Here is a 19,450-nt window from a genome sequence, read left to right as displayed (position 1 = left end):
CTCAGCCCTCCACGTCGGCCGGCTTGTCCGCACGGATCACGATGGTGCCGTCCGCCGCGTCGACCACCGCGTGGTCGCCCGCTTCGAGCTGCCCGGACAGCAGCATGTCGGCGAGGCGGTCGTCCACCTCGCGCTGGATGGTGCGGCGCAGCGGCCGGGCGCCGAAGTCGGGCTGGTGGCCGACGTTCGCGAGCAGGCCGGCGGCCGCGTCGGTGACCTCCATCGTGACGTCCTGGGCGTGCAGGCGGCGCCGGGTGTGCTCCAGCAGCAGATCGACGATCTGGCGCAGCTGGGTGCGGTCCAGGCCGCGGAAGACGATGATCTCGTCGATGCGGTTGAGGAACTCGGGCCGGAAGTGCTGCTGGAGGGCGGGCATGACGGCGTCGCGGACCTTGGCGTAGTCCTCGGTGCCGGCGGCCAGGATGCGGTCGGCTCCGATGTTCGACGTCATGATGACGACGGTGTTCTTGAAGTCGACCGTGCGGCCCTGGGAGTCGGTGAGCCGACCGTCGTCCAGGAGCTGCAGCAGGGTGTTGAAGACGTCCGGGTGCGCCTTCTCCACCTCGTCCAGCAGCAGCACGGCGTACGGCTGCCTGCGGACCGCCTCGGTGAGCTGGCCCGCCTCCTCGTGGCCCACGTATCCGGGAGGGGCCCCGACCAGGCGGGAGACGGTGTGCCGCTCCTGGAACTCGCTCATGTCCAGCCGGATCATCCGGCTCTCGTCCCCGAAGAGGGCGGCGGCGAGGGCACGGGCCAGTTCGGTCTTGCCGACGCCGGTCGGGCCGAGGAAGAGGAAGCTGCCGACGGGCCGGTCGGGGTCGCTCATGCCGGCCCGGGCGCGGCGCACGGCGCGGGCCACGGCGGTGATCGCCTCGTCCTGGCCGACGACCCGCTCGTGCAGGTGCTCCTCCAGTTTCATCAGCCGCTCGCGCTCCTCCTCGGTGAGCTGCGAGACCGGGATGCCGGTGGTGCGCGAGACGACCTGCGCGATGTCCTCGGCGGTGACCTTCGGGGCGTGTTCCTCCGCCTTGCCCGCGCCCGCCAGCTCGGCCTCGGCACCCTTGATCCTGTCGCGCAGGTCCTTGGCGCGCTCGTACTCCTCGTCGGCGACCGCCTGGTCCTTCTCCCGGTTCAGGGCGGCGATGCGGTCCTCGATCTCACGGGTGTCGGCGAGCGGGGTCTTGGCGCGCAGCCGGACCCGGGCGGCGGCCTGGTCCATCAGGTCGATGGCCTTGTCGGGCAGGAAGCGGGAGGTGATGTACCGGTCGGACAGCTCGGCCGCGGCGACGACCGCCTCGTCGGTGATGCGGACCTGGTGGTGGGCCTCGTACCGGTCGCGCAGGCCGCGCAGGATCTCGATGGTGTCGTCCACGGTGGGCTCGCCGACCAGGATGGGTGCGAAGCGGCGCTCCAGGGCCGCGTCCTTCTCGACGTGCCTGCGGTACTCGTCCACGGTCGTCGCGCCGATCAGGTGCAACTCGCCGCGGGCCAGGGCGGGCTTGAGCATGTTGCCCGCGTCCATGGCGCCCTCGCCGCCGCCTCCGGCCCCGACGACGGTGTGCAACTCGTCCAGGAACAGCACCAGTTCGTCCGCGTGCTCGCGGACCTCTTCCAGCACTTTCTTCAGCCGCTCCTCGAACTCGCCCCGGTACTTGGTGCCGGCCACCATTCCGGCCAGGTCCAGTGAGACCAGCCGCTTGCCTTCGAGGGTCTTGGGCACGTCCCCGGCCACGATGCGCTGGGCGATGCCCTCGACCACGGCCGTCTTGCCGACACCCGGGTCGCCGATCAGGACGGGGTTGTTCTTGCTGCGGCGGGAGAGGACCTCGATGGTCTGCTCGACCTCGTCGTCGCGTCCGATCACCGGGTCGAGGCGGCCGTCCCGGGCGTCCTCGGTGAGGTCGCGGCCGTACTCGTCGACGGTCGGCGTGCTGCTGGGCTTCTTCCGCTCGCCCGCACCCTCGGTGGGCAGCCGGGCCGGTTCCCAGCCGCCGTCGCCGAGCACCTGACCGGCCGCCGATTCCGGGTTGGCGGCGAGCGCGCGCAGGATGTGACCTGGGCCGATGTACGAGGCTCCCTCGGCGCGGGAGATCTGGTAGGCGTCGAGCAGGGCGCGCTTGGCGGAGGGGGTGAGGGTGTTCGGTTCGGTCTTCTCACCGCCGTTCGCGCCGGTGCCGAGCTGTTCGCGGATCCGGTCGGGGTCGGCTCCGGCCTCGGCCAGCAGGCGCCGGGTGGAGTCGTTGTGGGTGGCGGCGGCGAGCAGGTGCCTGGCGTCGAGTTCCTCGCTGCCCTCGACGGCGGCGATGTCCCTGGCCTCGGCCACCAGGTCCCGGGCCCGTTCGGACAGCAGACTGCCGATGTCGACGCGCTGCGGCCGCCGGGCGGGCGCCGGGCCGCCGCTGCTGAAGAAGCGGGACATCAGCTCGTCGAACTCCTCGAACGGGCTGCGTCCGAAACCGAAACCGGGGGTGCTCATGGGGCGGGCCTTTCTGGAAGCGGGCAGGCGTCCGTGTCGGCCATGGCCGGCGCTCGGCTACCCAAACTGTCACAAACAGGGCATCCTCGCACCGGAGGCCGCCCCGCCGGGCCCGAGATGCGCTCCCGGCCCGGACCGGGGAGGCTGGGAGTGCAAGCCTCAAGCGACGAGGAGGGCAGCCATGTCCTTCATGGAAAAGATCAAGGGCATGCTCAAGGGCCATGAGGACATGGCCGGCAAGGGCATCGACAAGGGCGGCGACTACGTCGACCAGCGGACCGGGAACAAGTACCAGTCGCAGGTCGACACGGCCCAGCAGAAGCTGAAGGACGAGCTCGGAAGCCAGGAGCGGGACACCCCTCCGCATCCGTAGCCGGGACCGGGCGGGCTAGAATCGCGGGGTTTGTCCTCGCCCCGGCAGGCCCGTACGGAGTTTCCCCCGATGCACAGCCCCCATGATCGGTACGACCCCTACGTCCGTGTACGCGGCGCCCGCGAGCACAACCTCAAGGGCGTCGACGTGGACATTCCGCGGGACGTACTGACCGTGTTCACCGGCGTCTCCGGCTCGGGGAAGTCGTCCCTGGCGTTCGGCACCGTGTACGCCGAGGCGCAGCGACGCTACTTCGAGTCGGTGGCGCCGTACGCACGCAGACTGATCCACCAGGTCGGGGCTCCCAAGGTCGGTGAGATCACCGGCCTGCCGCCGGCGGTCTCCCTCCAGCAGCGGCGCTCGGCCCCCACCTCACGCTCCTCGGTGGGCACGGTCACCAATCTCTCCAACTCCCTGCGCATGCTGTTCTCGCGCGCCGGTGACCACCCGCCCGGCGCCGAGCGGCTCGACTCGGACGCCTTCTCCCCCAACACGGCGGCCGGCGCCTGCCCGCACTGCCACGGCCTCGGCCGGGTGCACCGCACGACCGAGGAGCTGCTGGTCCCCGATCCCTCGCTGTCCGTCCGCGACGGTGCGATCGCCGCGTGGCCGGGCGCCTGGCAGGGCAAGAACCTGCGCGACATCCTCGACACGCTCGGGTACGACGTGGACCGGCCCTGGCGCGAGCTGCCCGCCGAGCAGCGGGAATGGATCCTCTTCACGGACGAGCAGCCGGTGGTCACCGTCCACCCGGTGCGGGACGCCGACCGGATCCAACGTCCTTACCAGGGCACCTACATGAGTGCCCGCCGGTACGTGATGAAGACGTTCTCCGACACCAAGTCCCCGACCCTGCGGGCGAAGGCGGAACGCTTCCTCACCAGTGCCCCCTGTCCGGTGTGCGACGGCAGCAGGCTGCGGCCCGAGGCGCTGAGGGTGACCTTCGGCGGCCGGACCATCGCCGAGCTGGCCGCGCTGCCGCTGACCGACCTGGCCGGACTGCTCCACGGCAGCACCGAGACCGCCCGTGTCCTCACCGAGGACCTGAAGTCCCGGATCGCTCCGGTCGTCGAGCTGGGCCTCGGCTATCTCAGCCTGGACCGGGCCGCCCCCACCCTCTCGGCGGGCGAACTGCAACGGCTCCGGCTCGCCACCCAGTTGCGCTCGGGGCTGTTCGGTGTGGTGTACGTGCTGGACGAGCCGTCGGCCGGCCTGCACCCGGCCGACACCGAGGCCCTGCTCGCGGTACTGGACCGGCTCAAGGCGGCCGGGAACTCGGTGTTCGTGGTCGAGCACCATCTGGAGGTGGTGCGCGGTGCCGACTGGCTGGTGGACGTCGGTCCCGGCGCGGGCGAGCACGGCGGGCGGGTGCTGTACAGCGGCCCGGTGGCCGAGCTGGCCTCGGTCGAGGAGTCGGCCACGGCCCGGTACCTCTTCGACGAGGCCCCGGGCCCGGCGCGCGAAGTCCGCGAGCCGGGCGGCTGGTTGAAAGTGGGTCCGGTGACCCGGCACAACCTGCGCGGGGTGCGGGCCGAGTTCCCGCTCGGCTCGTTCACCGCCGTCACCGGTGTCTCCGGCTCCGGGAAGTCCACGCTCATCGGCGCGTTGACGGAGGACCTGGACGGCGTCGGCCGCCTGGTCCGGGTGGACCAGAAGCCGATCGGGCGCACCCCTCGCTCCAACCTGGCCACCTACACCGGCCTGTTCGACGTGGTGCGGAAGGTGTTCGCCGCCACCGCCGAGGCGCAGGAGCGCGCGTACGGCGTCGGACGGTTCTCCTTCAACGTGGCGGGAGGGCGCTGCGAGACCTGCCAGGGCGAGGGGTTCGTGAGCGTCGAGCTGCTGTTCCTGCCGAGCACGTACACGCCCTGCCCGGACTGCGGCGGTGCCCGCTACAACCCCGAGACCCTCCAGGTGTCGTACCGGGGGCGGAACATCGCCGAGGTCCTCGACCTCACGGTCGAGGACGCGGCCGGGTTCTTCGCCGACACCCCGGCCGCCGCCCGCAGCCTGGGCACGCTCTTGGACGTGGGCCTCGGCTATCTGCGACTGGGCCAGCCCGCCACCGAACTGTCCGGCGGGGAGGCCCAGCGGATCAAGCTGGCGAGCGAGCTGCAGCGCGGCCGCCGCGCCCACACCCTGTACCTGCTGGACGAGCCCACGACCGGCCTGCATCCGGCCGACGTCGAGGTGCTGATGGACCGGCTGCACGGGCTGGTCGACGCCGGGCACACGGTCGTCGTGGTCGAGCACGACATGACGGTGGTCGCCGAGGCGGACTGGGTGATCGACCTGGGCCCGGGCGGCGGCGACCGGGGCGGGCGCGTCGTGGCGGCCGGACCGCCCGAGCGGGTGGCGCGGGCGGAGGGGAGCGCCACGGCGCGCTATCTGGCGCGGGTCATGCCCTGACTCGGGGAGACCTGCGGCTCCACCAGTACGGCATGGGTCCAGCCGGGCTCGGAGGGGACCGGCTGAGCGGCCCGGGCGAGGGAACGCCGGTCGGGCTGGGCACCGGGCGGTATCGCCGGCCGTACGTCCACCTCGGCCACCAGGTTCCGCGCGCGGGCGACCCGCCACAGGGAGGCGAGCAGGGTGTCCTCGCCGACGAACGCGGCCGCGGTGCTCGCGGCCTCTCCCCCGTCCTGCAGATAGCGCAGCCTGACCGGCTGCACCGGTACGCCCGCGTCCAGTGCGGCCTGGAAGACGGCTCGGTGGAAGCGGCCGTGCGCCCGGCCGCACCAGGTGCTGCCCTCGGGAAAGGCGACCACGGCCGCGCCCTCCGTCATGGCGTGCGCGATCCGGGCGACCGTGTCGGGCAGGGCTCGCAGCCGGTCGCGCTCGATGAACAGCGCCCCGCCGCGCGCGGCCAGCGCCCCGGCCACGGGCCACTGCCGGATCTCGGTCTTGGCGAGCATCCGGGCGGGGCGTACGGCGGCCAGCAGCGGGATGTCCAGCCACGAGACGTGGTTGGCGACCAGCAGCAGCCCGCCGGCCGGTGCGGCGGTGCCGGTGAGGCGGACCTGGACCCCTATGGCCCGCACGATCGTCCGGCACCACCGCCTGACCCACTCGGCGGGGATCCTCCCCCGCAAGCGGGAGGACCCCCAGCCGAGGGGGGACAGCACGATCCCGGCCAGCACCAGGACCGCGACCGCGGTGATCCGCAGCACGGCGCGGGGTACGCCCACTGCGGGTGCGGCCGGCTCCACACAGGCGCCCGGGGTGCAGGGCGCGCTGGGCAGCCAGACGCTCATCAGGCCGGCACGAGGGAGAGGAAGTGCTTCAGATAGCGCGGGTTGACCCGGCGCATCGACAGCAGCACATACATGTCGGCGACCCCGAAGTCCGGGTCGTGCGCGGGCTCCCCGCACACCCAGGCACCGAGGCGCAGGTAGCCGCGCAGCAGGGCCGGCAGTTCAGGGCGGGCGGGCGGGGTAACGGGTGCGTGCCCGGCCGGGACCTCGGCGTTCGGGACCCACGGCAGCAGCGGCCGTACCCGGAACTCCTCGGGAGCCAGGTGCTTGGCCCGCACCCGCTCCCAGGTGCCGGTGGCGAGCACGCCGCCGTCGGCGAGCGGCACGGAGCAGCAGCCGGCCAGCCACTCGTGGCCCCGGTCGACCATGTAGCGGGCTATGCCGGCCCAGATCAGGCCGATGACCGCACCGTCCCGGTGGTCGGGGTGCACGCAGGAGCGGCCGACCTCGACCAGGCCGGGCCGGATCCCGTCGAGCGCGGCCAGGTCGAACTCGCCCTCCGAGTAGAGCCGGCCGGCGACCGCGGCCCGGTCCGGCGGCAGCAGCCGGTAGGTGCCGACGACCTGTCCGGTCACGGTGTCGTTGACCAGCAGGTGGTCGCAGTACGCGTCGAACGGGTCGATGTCGAGGCCCGGCTGCGGGGTGGCCAGCAGGGCGCCCATCTCCCCGGCGAAGACGTCGTGCCGCAGCCGCTGTGCGGCGCGGACGTCGGCCTCGTCACGGGCGAGGGTGACGGTGTAGCGGGTGGGTGCCTCGGGCTGCGGAGGACGGTCGAGCGTGGTGACGCCGGTCATGGCTCTCTCCATGGTCACGGGCCGGGGTCGGCGGGGACGGCAGACCGTCGGTCCGGGCTGCCTGTCCTGTTCTTCCGATGCCGGTTGGCCTACGCGTGACCGAGGGCCGGAGAGCGGGTGTGGGCTTGTTGAACGGCGTGGGTGAGGCAGCCGCCGGAAAACCAGACGGGGCCGGAAGGAGCACCTCTCCCGGCCCCGCCCGTCCGCCTTCTACGGCGAACGTCTCTTCGTACGGCTAGCGCCTGGCCGCCTTACGGGTGGCCCGCAGCCACTCCTTGTTCATGCTCGTGATGGACACCAGCGGAATGCCCTTCGGGCACGCGGTCGCGCACTCACCGGTCAGCGTGCACCCGCCGAAGCCCTCCGCGTCCATCTGCGTCACCATGTCCAGCACCCGCGTCTCCCGCTCGGGCGCGCCCTGGGGCAGCACGTTCAGGTGGTTGACCTTGGCGGAGGTGAACAGCATCGCCGCGCCGTTCGGACAGGCGGCGACACACGCCCCGCAGCCGATGCACTCGGCGTGCTCGAAGGCGAAGTCCGCATCCGGCTTCGGCACCGGCGTCGCATGCGCCTCGGGCGCGGCGCCGGTCGGCGCGGTGACGTACCCGCCGGCCTGGATGATCCGGTCGAAGGCGGACCGGTCGACCACCAGGTCCTTGATCACCGGGAAGGCGGAGGCCCGCCACGGCTCGATGTCGATCGTGTCGCCGTCCTTGAAGGACCGCATGTGCAGCTGGCAGGTGGTGGTGCGCTCCGGGCCGTGTGCGTCGCCGTTGATGACGAGCGAGCAGGCGCCGCAGATGCCCTCGCGGCAGTCGTGGTCGAAGGCGACCGGGTCCTCGCCCTTGAGGATGAGCTCCTCGTTGAGGGTGTCGAGCATCTCCAGGAAGGACATGTCGGAGGAGATGCCGTCCACCTCGTACGTGGACATGGCGCCGTCGGCGTCGGCGTTCTGCTGCCGCCAGACGCGCAGGGTGAGCTTCATGCGTAGCTCCGCTGGGTGGGGTGGACGTACTCGAAGACCAGGTCTTCCTTGTGCAGGATCGGGGCCTCGCCCGTACCCGTGAACTCCCAGGCCGCCGCGTAGGCGAACTCGTCGTCCCTGCGGGCGGCCTCGCCGTCCGGGGTCTGGGACTCCTCGCGGAAGTGGCCGCCGCAGGACTCGGAGCGGTTCAGCGCGTCGAGGCACATCAGCTCGGCCAGCTCCAGGTAGTCGACGATGCGGTTGGCCTTCTCCAGCGACTGGTTGAACTCCTCGCCGGTGCCGGGCACCTTGATGCGCCGCCAGAACTCCTCGCGGATCTGCGGGATGCGCTCCAGCGCCTTGCGCAGGCCGGAGTCGGTGCGGGCCATGCCGCAGAACTCCCACATCAGTTCGCCGAGTTCGCGGTGGAAGGAGTCGGGGGTGCGGTCGCCGTCGACGGCGAGGAGCAGGTTGACGCGGTCCTCCGTCTCGGCCAGCGCCTCCTGGACCACCGGGTGTGCGGCGGTCACCGGGTCCTGGTGCGGGTGGCGCGCCAGGTAGTCGTTGATGGTGGCCGGCAGCACGAAGTAGCCGTCGGCCAGACCCTGCATCAGCGCGGACGCGCCGAGGCGGTTGGCTCCGTGGTCGGAGAAGTTGGCCTCGCCGACGGCGAACAGGCCCGGGACGGTGGTCTGCAGGTCGTAGTCGACCCACAGGCCGCCCATCGTGTAGTGCACGGCCGGATAGATCCGCATCGGCACCTCGTACGGATCCTCGTCGGTGATCCGCTGGTACATGTCGAAGAGGTTGCCGTACTTCGCCTCGACGGCCCCCCGGCCCATCCGCTGGATCGCGTCGGCGAAGTCCAGGTAGACGCCCTGCCCGCCGGGGCCGACCCCCCTGCCCTCGTCGCAGACGTTCTTCGCGGCGCGGGAGGCGATGTCGCGCGGGACCAGGTTGCCGAATGCGGGGTAGATGCGCTCCAGGTAGTAGTCGCGCTCGTCCTCGGGGATCCGGTTCGGCGGGCGGTCGTCACCCTTGGCCTTGGGCACCCAGATCCGGCCGTCGTTGCGCAGCGACTCGCTCATCAGGGTGAGCTTGGACTGGTGGTCGCCGGTGCGCGGTATGCAGGTCGGGTGGATCTGGGTGAAGCAGGGGTTGGCGAAGTGGGCGCCCCGCCGGTGCGCCCGCCAGATGGCGGTCGCGTTGGAGTTCATCGCGTTCGTGGACAGGTAGAAGACGTTGCCGTAGCCGCCGCTCGCGAGGACGACGGCGTCCGCGAAGCAGGTGGAGATCTTCCCGGTGATCAGGTCCCGGGCCACGATCCCGCGCGCCCGGCCGTCCACCACGATCAGGTCCAGCATCTCGGTGCGCGGGTGCATCTCCACGTTGCCCGCGGCGATCTGCCGGGACAGCGCCTGGTAGGCGCCCAGCAGCAGCTGTTGCCCCGTCTGGCCGCGGGCGTAGAACGTGCGGGAGACCTGGACTCCGCCGAAGGAGCGGGTGTCGAGCAGACCGCCGTACTCGCGGGCGAAGGGCACACCCTGTGCCACGCACTGGTCGATGATCTCCACGGAGATCTGCGCGAGCCGGTGCACATTGGACTCGCGGGCCCGGAAGTCACCGCCCTTGACGGTGTCGTAGAAGAGCCGGTGGATCGAGTCGCCGTCGTTGCGGTAGTTCTTCGCCGCGTTGATGCCGCCCTGCGCGGCGATCGAGTGGGCGCGGCGCGGGGAGTCCTGGTAGCAGAACTGGACGACGTGGTAGCCCTGTTCGGCGAGCGTGGCGCCCGCGGCGCCGCCGGCCAGGCCGGTGCCGACCACGATCACGGTGTGCTTGCGGCGGTTGGCGGGATTGACCAGCTTGGCCTCGAAGCGGCGCTTGTCCCAGCGCTCGTGGATCGGCCCGGACGGTGCCTTGCGGTCGACGGCCGGGTCCCCGGTCGCAAAGTCGGTGTAGGTCATGGTCAGCTCACCACTCCGGTCATGACGCCCACGGGTACGGCGATGAAGCCGGCCGTGAGCAGCAGCGCGAGGACGTCGGCGACGCTCTTCAGGGCGCGGTCCCGGGCACGGCTGCCGACGCCGAGGGTCTGGGCGGCGCTCCAGAAGCCGTGCCGGATGTGCAGGCCGAGCGCGAGCATCGCCACGATGTAGATGACGTTGCCGTACCAGGTGGAGAAGGTGTCCACCACGTTCTGGTACGGGTGGCCCTCCTGGAAGCCGCCGGGGTGCACGGTGCCGGTGGTCAGGTCCAGGAGGTGCCAGACGATGAACAGGCCGAGGATGATCCCGCCCCAGCGCATGGTCCGCGTGGCATAGCTCGCCCGTGGCTTCTTGTGCACGTACTTGCTGGGGCGTGCCTTGATGTCGCGGCGGCTGAGCTGGTAGGCGGACGTGGCGTGGGCGACCACGGCGACGACCAGGACGACGCGGATGAGCCACAGCGTCCACTCGTAGTGCATGAACGGTTCACCGACCGTGCGCAGCCAGTGGGCGTAGTGGTTGAACTCGCCCGCCCCGAAGTAGATCTTCAGGTTCCCGATCATGTGGGCGACCAGGTACAGCAGCATGATCACGCCGCTGACGGCCATCACCGTCTTCTTGCCGACGGAGCTGTCCCACACGGTGCGCGCCAAGGACGGCCGTCGGTCCGTCCGCGTTGCCAGAGCCATGGCACAGCACGCTAGGGCCGGGAGACCCGATCGGTCCAAGACATGGTCCGGCTCGTTTCCATAGGCAAGGACTATCCTGGCAGAATGCAGTTCCAGCAACTCCAGTACTTCGTGGCCGTCGCCGAGACCCGGCACTTCACCCGGGCCGCCGAGCTGGTCCATGTCGCCCAGCCGTCGCTGTCGCAGCAGATCAAGGCGCTGGAGCGGGAGCTGGGCGCCGACCTGTTCCTGCGCGCCCGGGGCAACATCACCCTGACCGACGCGGGCGAGGCGCTGCTGCCGCTGGCCCGGCGGATCCTCGCGGACGCGGACACCGCCCGGCACGAGGTGCAGGAGTTGGTGCAGCTGCGCCGGGGGCGGGTGCGCCTCGGCGCCACGCCGAGCCTCTGCACGGGCCTGCTGCCGGACGTCCTGCGCGCCTTCCACGACCGCTACCCGGGCATCCAGCTGCTGATCGAGGAGGGCGGCTCGCACGACCTGGTGCGGGAGCTGGCCCGGGGCGCTCTCGACCTCGCCCTGGTCGTGCTGCCGCTGCCGACGCCCGCGCCGGCCCTGACCACGGTGGAGCTGCTGCGCGAGGATCTCGTGGTGGTGTCCTCACCGGAGGTGCCGGCGCCGGGCATCTCGGGTGAGGGCGGGCGGGTCGTGCGCATCGCGGACCTGGAGGGCGAGCGTCTGGTGATGTTCCGGCACGGCTACGACCTCAGGGAGTTGACCGTCGCCGCGTGCCGGGCGGAGGGCTTCGAGCCGGATTTCGCGGTGGAAGGGGGCGAGATGGACGCGGTGTTGGGGTTCGTGCGGGCAGGGCTGGGGATGGCTGTGGTGCCGCGGATGGTGGCCACCCGGGCCGGACGGGGACTGCGGGTCACTCCGTTGGCCCGGCCGGGGCTGCATCGGACCATTGCGCTGGCCCACCGGAGCGATGTGGCTCCGCCTCGGGCCGCTCGCGAGCTGCAGCGGATGCTGCTGGAGCGGTGAGGGGCCGGTGCTCGGTGCGACTGCCCCGCCGACGCCGTTCGGGGGTGCGGGTGCGCTGCGGCTGGTCGCGCAGTTCCCCGCGCCCCTTTGTGGGGGGCTGTGCGCCCCCCCCACACCCCCGCGGCGTCGGCTCAGCCCGTCGCGTCCACCAGCGCCAGGTCGTGCAGCCGCTCCGGTGGGCCCGGCCTGGCGTAGTACCAGCCCTGGGCCGTGTCGCAGCCCAGTATCCGGAGTTGTTCGGCCTGGGCGCCGGTTTCCACGCCCTCGACGGTGACCGCGAGGTCGAGGCTGTGCGCCAGGGAGACGATGCCCTCGACGATCTTCAGGTCGACGGGGTCGGCCGGGAACTGCTGCATGCCCTGGGTGAACGAGCGGTCCAGTTTGAGGATGCTCACCGGGAGGCGGCGCAGGTTGGCGAGGTTGGAGTAGCCCGTGCCGAAGTCGTCGAGGGCGATGTCGACGCCCATCTCGGCGAGCCGTCGCAGGGGCTTGAGGAGGTCGTCGTCGGCGCCGATCAGCGCCGACTCGGTGACCTCGAGGCAGAGGGCGTCCGGAGTGACGCCCGTCCGTTCGAGGATGTCCACCGTGTCCTGGACCAGGCCGGGATGGCTGAGCTGGCACGGGGAGAGGTTGACGTTGATGCGCAGGGGGCCCGCGGGCGTCTTTTCGCCGTACCGTTCTCGCCATTCGCGGGCCTGCCGGATGGACTCCTCCAGGACCCAGCGGCCGAGCGGGACGATCAGGCCCGTGTGCTCGGCGAGCGGGATGAAACGGTCGGGGCCGAGGACACCGTGCTGCGGATGCAGCCAGCGGACGAGCGCCTCGGCACCGCGGACACTGCCGTCGCCGAGGTGGACCAGGGGCTGGTACTCGATGAAGAACTCGCCGCGTTCCAGGGCCGTCGGCAGGGCGGTGGTGAGGCCGTGCCGGGTGATCGCGCGGGCGTCGGCCTCCGGATCGGCCAGTTCGGAGCGGTTGCCGCCCGCCGACTTGGCCCGGTACATGGTGATGTCCGCGCTGCGCAGGACCTCCGCCGCGGTGCGCTCGCTCGCCGGGCCCTCCACGATGCCGAGGCTGCCGCGCACCAGCAGGTCACGCCCGTCGATGCTGATGGGGCTGATGAGCGCGTTCATGATGCGTTCGGCCAGTTCGTCGACCTCGCGCTCGGTGCCGGGTCCGGTGGTCAGCGCCACGAACTCGTCGCCGCCGAGCCGGGCGACCATCTCGCCGGGCGCGGTCGCGCAGGACTGCAGCCGGTCGGCGACCTCCACCAGCAGCCGGTCGCCGGCCGCGTGGCCGAGGCTGTCGTTGATGGTCTTGAAGCCGTCCAGGTCGAGATAGCACAGGCCGAACCGCTGTCCCGTGCCCGCGCCGAGCACCTTCTCCAGGCGTTCGAAGAACAGGGTGCGGTTGGGCAGACCGGTGAGCGCGTCGTGCGTGGCCTCGTAGCGCAGCCGGAGGTTGAGCAGGCGCCGCTCGGTGGTGTCCTCCATGAGGGCGAGCTGGTACTGCGGGTTGCCGTCGGCGTCGCGCAGCAGGGAGACCGTCAGGTTGGTCCACAGGACCGTTCCGTCGGGGCGGTTGAAGGCCTTCTCGACGTGGTAGTGCTCGCGGTCGCCGCGGACCAGCTCGTCGTAGAGCCGCCAGGTCTGGGGGGCGTCCTCGGGGTGCGTCCACTCCATGACGTTGCGGCCGCGCACGGACGGCTCGGAGCCGCCGAACATGCGCAGCAGCGCCTCGTTGACCTGGAGCACGTTCCCGTCCAGGTCGGCGATGCCGATGCCTATGGCGGCGCCTTCGAAGACCGCACGGAAGCGGGCCTCGCTGGCGTGCAGCGCCTGCGCCACCACGCCCTGGGCCTGCAACGCCGCCTGGGCGATCGCCTCTTGTTCGGCGAGGGTGCGCTCGCGCAGCGCCTGCGCGTACCCGGCGGCCATCGCGTGCTGCAACCGCGAGGACCGCATGCGCAGTTCGTCCTGCGGGCCGTCCTCGCCGCAGTAGAGGACCAGATAGGCGTCTACGCAGTCCAGGGTGCGGGTGAGCGTCTCGGGATCGGTGCAGTGCGCCTCGACGAGCGCGGCGCCGACCGCCTTGGCCGCCTCGGCGTCGAAGCTGCGGGCCCGCAACTGCTCGCTCAACCGGCATGCGAGCGGGTGCAGTTGCTCCGCGAGTTCCGCACGGGTCAGCGACGTGGAGGTGACCGGGAAGACCGCCCGGCTCCAGATCGTCGTCAGCCGGCGCAGTCTGTCCTCCGGCCCGTCCGGCTCCGCGCTCACGCCGTGCGCCCCACGCCGGCGAATCCGGAGAAGGCATACGGATCCTCGTCCTCCGGTGCAGACTCCGGCCGCCAGTGCGGCATCGGCACCAGTCCGGGTTCCACCATGTCGTACCCCTCGAAGAACCGCGCGATCTCGTCGCGCGAGCGCATGATCAGCGGGTTGCGAATGTCCTTGTATACGTCCACCGCACCCCCGGCCCGCTCCGGTGGCAACGGGATTCCCTCGTACGAGGCATGGGTGAGGATCAGCAGGCTGCCGGGCGCGAGCGCCTCGCGCAGCTCGGCCACCGCACTGTAGGGGTCGTCCGCGTCTTCCACGAAGTGCAGTATGGCAACGAGGAGCAGGGCCACCGGCCGGTTCAGGTCGATGAGGCGCTCCAGTTGGGGGCTGGAGAGGATTTCCTGGGGCTTGCGCAGGTCCGCGGCGATCACGTCGGCCCCGTCGTTGCCCGCCAGCACCGCCTGGCTGTGTGCCACCGCCACCGGATCGTGGTCGACGTAGACGACACGGGCGCCCGGTGCCGCCGCCTGGGCCACCTCGTGGACGCTGCCGAAGGTCGGGATGCCGGAGCCGATGTCGAGGAACTGGGTGATGCCCGCCTCGGCCGCGAAACGCACGGCCCGGCGCATGAACGCCCGGTTCGCCTGCATGATCTTCGGCAGGCCCGGCATGAACTCCATGGCCTTGCGGGCCGCCTCCCGGTCGACCTCGAAGTTGTGCGAACCGCCCAGGTAGAAGTCGTAGATACGCGAAACGCTCGGCACCGAGATGTCGATGCTCCGTGGGGCCCAGGCGGGACGCTCCATGTATCTCTCCATGGCGTAGGCGACAGATGCAGGCGATCCGGTGTTCGAGCTGAGGCTACTGATCGCCCGCCAAACGGGCGACCCGAACCGGAAATTGACCGTCCGTTCCCGGTCACTGCCTGCGGCAAGTGCCCATGCGACCCCGCTCCGTAATGGCTGTCCCGGCATGACGGAAGAGTCCGGACGACTCGACGGTCCGCACGACAACGGTCCGCCCCCTCCGTGCGGTGCGGAGGGGGCGGACCTTCGGTCGGGCGCCGGCGGGCGGGGTGATCGACCCTGGGGAGGTGATCTCCTACTTGCCCGGCGCGCCGACCGGCTTGCCGTCGGGCGAGACGGCGTACCAAGTGCCGCCCACGCCCTGACCGTTGGTGTCACCGGGGGCCTTGTCACCGGCGAAGGTGTAGATCGGCCAGCAGTTCACCGTCATCTGCTTCTCCCCGTCGGGACGGGTGAACGGCATGAGGCCCTTCTTCTTCACGCCCTTGGTGTCGTCGGCGCCGACCGGGCCTACGGCGGGCCACTTCTCCAGGCAGGCGCCGGTGCAGTTCGAGACGGACTTGGGCCAGGCCTGGTCCTTCATGAAGCGGTAGACCGTCATGCCGTTCTTGTCCACCACGACGTCGCCCAGCTTGGGGTCCTTGCGGACGGACAGACCGGGCAGCGCGGACGTGGAGGCCTTCTTGCCGTCGGGAGCGAGCGCGAACCACTTGCCGCCCACGCCCTGGCCGTTGACGTCACCGGAGTTGACGTCCTTGGCGTACCGGTAGGCGGGCCAGCCGCCGACGGTCAGCTGCTTGGTGCCGTCGGCGCGGGTGACCTCGCCGAGGAGCGCCTTGTCGATGCCGGCGCCCGCGGAGGCGTCGTCGGCGGGCACCGGCGGCCAGGTGGTGGCGCAGTCGCCGTCACAGTTCGACTTGGGCGGATTGGCGGTGTCCTTGTCGAACCGGTAGAGGGTGAGGCCCGAGCCGTCCGTCAGCACACTGCCCAGATCGGGGTTGCTGGCCACGGTCAGCTTGCCCGCGGGGGCGGCCGGACTCGGGGAGCCGGAACTCTGATTGCCGTCGGCACCGTATCCGTTGCCCGCAGCGGTGCCCGTACCGGCACCCGTGCCCGGGTTGCCGTAGTCACCCGCCGCGGCCGTGGCCCCCACGTTCTGGGCCGCCGACGCCGGGGTCGTGGTGTTGTCCTGACCGCACGCCGTCGTCAGCGCCAGCACCGAAGCGGCTGTGGCCACCAGTGAGGCGGTCCGCCAGGAGGTCTTCATCGTCAACTCCCCAATATCGCCTGAATGTTGCAGCGCCTTGCTGAAGCCGCCGCACGGCCATGGGTACGCAGCGGAGGGGCAGGAGTGTTCAACGGAGGCGCGAAAATCTTTCCGGAACCTGTGGCACGTCCGGATCCGCGGGGTCGCACGAGTGTACATATCGGTCACTCAGGTCACTTCGATCCGTCAAACCATTGATCGCCTTTTGTCCCCCCTTCGGATCAATCCCGGCACACTCCGGAGTACGAACGCGCTCCGGGCCTCATGATCTCCGTCGTGCATGGACCCGAAGTGACCCGATGTGCGCCCGCCACCCGGGTGTTGGCCCTGGTGGCACTGACCTGGACCCTGGTGGGCTGCCCGGTCGGGACAGCGTCGGCCGACGCCTGTGCGTCCGCCTCGGCGGGCCCGGACGGCGCGGTGGCCGTGGCCATGGCGGGAGACGCATACCGCTGGCCGACGCCCCCGCCGTGCCCGAAGCCCACGCCGCCGACGCCCACTCCCACGCCGACGCCCACACCCACCCCGGCTCCGACGCCCATCCCTACGCCGACCCCCGCACCGCCGCCGAAGCCGTCGCCCAAGCCACGGCCGACGCCCCCGCCGAAAGCTCCGCCGAAACCGCGGCCGCCCGCCCCGGCACCACCGGCGCCCCGGCCGGTCCCCACGCCGACTCCGCCGCCCGCACCGAAGCCGAAGCCGAAGCCCACCCCGGCGCCCAAGGCCCGGCCGCGGCCCGCGCCCCCGGTGAGCTACCCGGCCTACCACCCCAGGCCCACCAGCCACACCGCACCCGAGCACACCTCGCCGGTCACCTACGTCCTGCTCATCACCGTTCCCGCGATCGTCGCGGTCGCGGCGCTGCGCCCGCGCTGACGCGCCGGCGGCTCACTTCAGGAGGCACCTGTTGTCGGATTGGCTTGTTCTCGTCCTCGCGATGCTGGGGGCCTGTGCCGTGGTGGTCGTCATCACCGTCGTACGGCACAAGAGGGCTCCCGAGAACGAGGACCCCAGCGAGACCCCGGACGTCATCGAGTACATGACGATGTGGATCGGCGTCGTGTACGCCATCGTCCTGGGCCTGGCCATCGCGGGCGTGTGGGAGGCACGCAGCGCCGCCGAGGACCATGTGCAGGCCGAGGCCCAGGCGCTGCACGAGATCTCCGAACGCGTGCGGGTCTATCCGCCGGACGTCCGTGACCGTATTCGGGACGACGTCAACGCCTATGTCGGACACGTCGTGACGACCGAGTGGAAGGCGATGACCGACCACGAGCATGTCACCTCGTACGGTGCCGACCTGCTGGCGCGGATTCGCCACGACGTCACGGACTACCGGCCGAAGAACGACTTCGAGGCGCAGGCCTACCAGCCGGTGCTGGACCAGATGGCCGCCGCCGACCAGGCGCGCAACGCGCGCGCCGACTCGACCGGGGCGACGATGCCGCACGTGGTGTGGTTCGGGCTGCTCGCCGGGGCGTTCATCACCATCGGCATGGTCTTCGCGCTGCAGATCCAGCGCACCCGGCGCGAGCTGATCCTGGCCGGGCTGTTCTCCGCGACCATCGCCTTCATGCTCTTCCTCATCTGGGACTTCGACGCCCCCTACAGCCGGGGCATCGCGGCGAACGCCGGGCCGTTCCTGAACCTGTTCCCGAACATCAAGGGATAGCCGCGGCATCGTGCCCCGTGCGCGCCAGAACGGCCGCACCTCGTCCGCAGGCCTTCGCCCCGGTTCCCGCCAGGGATCGGGGCGAAGGCCTGACCACGTGCCCCGTGCTCCGGTGAGAGGGTTCCGGGGCGCCGGTCAGATCCGCTTCTCGTGCCGACGACGCAGCCAGAAGACACCGCCCCCGATCACCGCCGCGGCCACCAGTCCGCCACCGATGGCCATGTCGGCCGGCGTGGCACCGCTGGTGATGCTGCCGCCGATACCGCCCTGGACGGCGCCGAGGACGGCGAAGGCCCCCGGGCGGGTCAGGTTACGGCCGTTGCAGTTGACCGTGACGTCGTAGCGGCCGGAGCGGGCGTCGCTGTCGACCGTCGCGACGCCTCGCGAGGTGTCGTCCCCGTCCGGCCTCAGCTCGACGGAGCGGAGGAAGGCGCGCGAGAACGCCGTGCCACCGCGGCAGCCGTCCACACTGACGGTGACGCGTCCGCCGGCGGCGACCACGCTGGGCGAGACGACGATGTTGCGCGGGTTGCCGTCGCCATGGCCGCCGAAGTTGTCGTTCCGGCAGAAGTTGTTGTTGTTGTTATTTCCCTGACCGAAATTGTTCCCCTGGCCGAAGTTGTCGTTCCGGCAGGGATTGCCGTTGCCGAATCCGTTCCCGAACCCGTTGCCGAGTCCGTTCCCGACTCCGCCGATCACGACTCCGCCGACTCCGCCGACTCCGCTCCCGACGTTTCCGGTGCCTGGCTGGACGTAGGTGTTGGAGTTGTCGGACGGGCCGCCCCCGTTGCCCATGCCGTCAGCGACGGCCACAGGAGCGGCGAGCCCGAGCACGGCGACCGCTGCACTCGCGGCCGCCAGGGCACGTTGATTTCGCATGTGATCCTCCGCGGGAGACGCCCCGGGGCCCGTCCCCGGTCTATCGGCGAGAAAGCGCCTCCCGACAAGACCCTCAGACGCCCGGAACACGCCCGCATGTCGAGAATGGTCCGTCCTGGTGATCTGACACGCCGAGAGAAAACCACACAATCGGATATTGCCGCAGGTCACGGACCGTCAGAAAATTCCTTTCTGCTGCAACTCGGATGGCTCACCAACGGGGTGACGGGCCACCCGTTCGCCCGCCGTCCCGTCGCCCACCGCTCGCGAGGGACTTAGCGTTTTCCCAAGCGCGAGGGACGTGGTAAGGGCCGCGTCGAGAGGGGATGGCACATGTCTGCGTCCGAGCTGGCCGAACTGGCCGAAGAGGAGGAGCGGCGGCGTAAGCGCGCCCCATGGGGCGTGATAGCGCTCGTTCTGCTGACCGGCCTGGCGCTCATGCGAAACGGGTCGGGCGAATTCGACGTCGGGCCGCCGCAGCCCGCGTCGGCGGCGGCCCCGGACACCCGGGACACCCGGGACACCCGGGACACCCCGAGCACGTTCGCGCCCGCCGTCGCGCTGCCGTTCTCCGCGGCCGACAGGATCCGGATCCCCGCGATCCAGGTCGACGCACCGGTCACGGCCGTCGGCCTGGACTCCAAGGGCTGGGTCGGCGCCCCGCCGCCGGACGACCCCAACCTGGCGGGCTGGTTCACCGGTGCGGTCTCCCCCGGGGAGAAGGGCACCGCGGTCATCGTCGGGCACGTCGACAACAAGAAGGGGCCTGCCGTGTTCTTCGGACTCGGGTCCCTGGACAAGGGAAAGCGGGTCGACGTCCTGCGCAAGGACGGAAGGACCGCGATGTTCGAGATCTACGGCGTCGAGGTCTTCGCGAAGAACAGTTTCCCGAGCGACCGGGTCTACGGCTCGAAGGGCACGCCGGAACTGCGGGTGATCACCTGCGGCGGTGGTTTCTCGAAGCAGAACGGATACGACGGGAATGTCGTCGTCTTCGCCCGCCTGGTCGCGGTCGGATGAACCGCCGTCACCGG

At 71.1% G+C, this 19,450-nt stretch carries 16 protein-coding genes and 1 pseudogene; 6 read left to right on the top strand and 11 right to left on the bottom strand.

Going from position 1 to position 19,450, the window contains the following annotated elements; translation table 11 throughout:
* Position 1 precedes the first annotated feature (1 nt).
* Positions 2-2,476 (bottom strand): ATP-dependent Clp protease ATP-binding subunit, encoded by a 2,475-nt coding sequence (locus ACIRU3_RS07985; RefSeq protein WP_404052931.1) that lies wholly within the window; start codon positions 2,474-2,476, stop codon positions 2-4.
* Positions 2,477-2,657: 181 nt separating this feature from the next.
* Between ACIRU3_RS07985 and ACIRU3_RS07980 the strand changes: the two genes are divergently transcribed.
* Positions 2,658-2,849 (top strand): antitoxin, encoded by a 192-nt coding sequence (locus ACIRU3_RS07980; protein WP_404052928.1) that lies wholly within the window; start codon positions 2,658-2,660, stop codon positions 2,847-2,849.
* 69 nt (positions 2,850-2,918) lie between these two features.
* Complete coding sequence (locus ACIRU3_RS07975; RefSeq protein WP_404052925.1) at positions 2,919-5,258, top strand: ATP-binding cassette domain-containing protein; 2,340 nt, start codon at positions 2,919-2,921, stop codon at positions 5,256-5,258.
* Here ACIRU3_RS07975 and ACIRU3_RS07970 read toward each other — a convergent pair.
* The 5 genes from ACIRU3_RS07970 to ACIRU3_RS07950 all read right to left on the bottom strand — a co-directional run bounded on the left by ACIRU3_RS07970 (position 5,234) and on the right by ACIRU3_RS07950 (position 10,499).
* The gene (locus tag ACIRU3_RS07970) at positions 5,234-6,103 is read right to left on the bottom strand and encodes a lysophospholipid acyltransferase family protein (protein ID WP_404052923.1); all 870 of its coding nucleotides are present in this window, start codon (positions 6,101-6,103) and stop codon (positions 5,234-5,236) included. The two genes, ACIRU3_RS07975 and ACIRU3_RS07970, sit on opposite strands and share 25 nt — an antisense overlap.
* Positions 6,103-6,897 carry a GNAT family N-acetyltransferase gene (locus ACIRU3_RS07965; RefSeq protein ID WP_404052920.1) on the bottom strand — a complete coding sequence of 265 codons (795 nt, stop codon included), beginning with the start codon at positions 6,895-6,897 and terminating at the stop codon, positions 6,103-6,105. The genes ACIRU3_RS07970 and ACIRU3_RS07965 overlap by 1 nt, the downstream gene beginning before the upstream one ends.
* A 235-nt stretch (positions 6,898-7,132) precedes the next feature.
* On the bottom strand, positions 7,133-7,882 hold the full coding sequence (locus ACIRU3_RS07960) for a succinate dehydrogenase/fumarate reductase iron-sulfur subunit (protein WP_404052918.1): 750 nt from the start codon (positions 7,880-7,882) through the stop codon (positions 7,133-7,135).
* Positions 7,879-9,825, bottom strand: a complete 1,947-nt coding sequence (locus tag ACIRU3_RS07955; RefSeq protein ID WP_404052915.1) for a fumarate reductase/succinate dehydrogenase flavoprotein subunit — start codon at positions 9,823-9,825, stop codon at positions 7,879-7,881. The genes ACIRU3_RS07960 and ACIRU3_RS07955 overlap by 4 nt, the downstream gene beginning before the upstream one ends.
* A 2-nt stretch (positions 9,826-9,827) precedes the next feature.
* A complete protein-coding gene (locus ACIRU3_RS07950) occupies positions 9,828-10,499 on the bottom strand; it encodes a succinate dehydrogenase (RefSeq protein WP_404053211.1) in 672 nt (223 codons plus the stop codon).
* 120 nt (positions 10,500-10,619) lie between these two features.
* Between ACIRU3_RS07950 and ACIRU3_RS07945 the strand changes: the two genes are divergently transcribed.
* On the top strand, positions 10,620-11,513 hold the full coding sequence (locus ACIRU3_RS07945; protein WP_404052913.1) for a LysR family transcriptional regulator: 894 nt from the start codon (positions 10,620-10,622) through the stop codon (positions 11,511-11,513).
* 131 nt (positions 11,514-11,644) lie between these two features.
* On the opposite strand, the gene ACIRU3_RS07940 is transcribed toward ACIRU3_RS07945, so the two are convergent.
* From ACIRU3_RS07940 to ACIRU3_RS07925, 4 genes are all read right to left on the bottom strand, one after another.
* A complete protein-coding gene (locus ACIRU3_RS07940) occupies positions 11,645-13,789 on the bottom strand; it encodes a putative bifunctional diguanylate cyclase/phosphodiesterase (protein WP_404052910.1) in 2,145 nt (714 codons plus the stop codon).
* The gene (locus tag ACIRU3_RS07935; RefSeq protein ID WP_404052907.1) at positions 13,786-14,598 is read right to left on the bottom strand and encodes an SAM-dependent methyltransferase; all 813 of its coding nucleotides are present in this window, start codon (positions 14,596-14,598) and stop codon (positions 13,786-13,788) included. The genes ACIRU3_RS07940 and ACIRU3_RS07935 overlap by 4 nt, the downstream gene beginning before the upstream one ends.
* A gap of 295 nt (positions 14,599-14,893) precedes the next feature.
* Complete coding sequence (locus ACIRU3_RS07930; RefSeq protein ID WP_404052904.1) at positions 14,894-15,865, bottom strand: SCO0930 family lipoprotein; 972 nt, start codon at positions 15,863-15,865, stop codon at positions 14,894-14,896.
* A 221-nt stretch (positions 15,866-16,086) separates the two neighbouring features.
* The gene (locus ACIRU3_RS07925; protein WP_404052902.1) at positions 16,087-16,533 is read right to left on the bottom strand and encodes a hypothetical protein; all 447 of its coding nucleotides are present in this window, start codon (positions 16,531-16,533) and stop codon (positions 16,087-16,089) included.
* A gap of 79 nt (positions 16,534-16,612) precedes the next feature.
* On the opposite strand from ACIRU3_RS07925, the gene ACIRU3_RS07920 reads away from it, so the two are divergent.
* Positions 16,613-16,741 (top strand): hypothetical protein, encoded by a 129-nt coding sequence (locus ACIRU3_RS07920; protein WP_404052900.1) that lies wholly within the window; start codon positions 16,613-16,615, stop codon positions 16,739-16,741.
* 31 nt (positions 16,742-16,772) lie between these two features.
* The gene (locus ACIRU3_RS07915) at positions 16,773-17,537 is read left to right on the top strand and encodes a hypothetical protein (RefSeq protein ID WP_404052897.1); all 765 of its coding nucleotides are present in this window, start codon (positions 16,773-16,775) and stop codon (positions 17,535-17,537) included.
* Between the two features lie 135 nt (positions 17,538-17,672).
* Here ACIRU3_RS07915 and ACIRU3_RS07910 read toward each other — a convergent pair.
* Positions 17,673-18,068, bottom strand: a pseudogene (locus tag ACIRU3_RS07910) (hypothetical protein); the annotation flags it as partial.
* Between the two features lie 681 nt (positions 18,069-18,749).
* On the opposite strand from ACIRU3_RS07910, the gene ACIRU3_RS07905 reads away from it, so the two are divergent.
* Complete coding sequence (locus ACIRU3_RS07905; protein ID WP_404052894.1) at positions 18,750-19,436, top strand: class F sortase; 687 nt, start codon at positions 18,750-18,752, stop codon at positions 19,434-19,436.
* Positions 19,437-19,450: the final 14 nt, after the last annotated feature.

This window comes from Streptomyces sp. NPDC101151 (assembly GCF_044768335.1).
GTDB lineage: Bacteria > Actinomycetota > Actinomycetes > Streptomycetales > Streptomycetaceae > Streptomyces.
The sequence above is the reverse complement of the archived record's forward strand: the minus strand, read 5'-3'. Positions and strand labels throughout refer to the sequence as shown.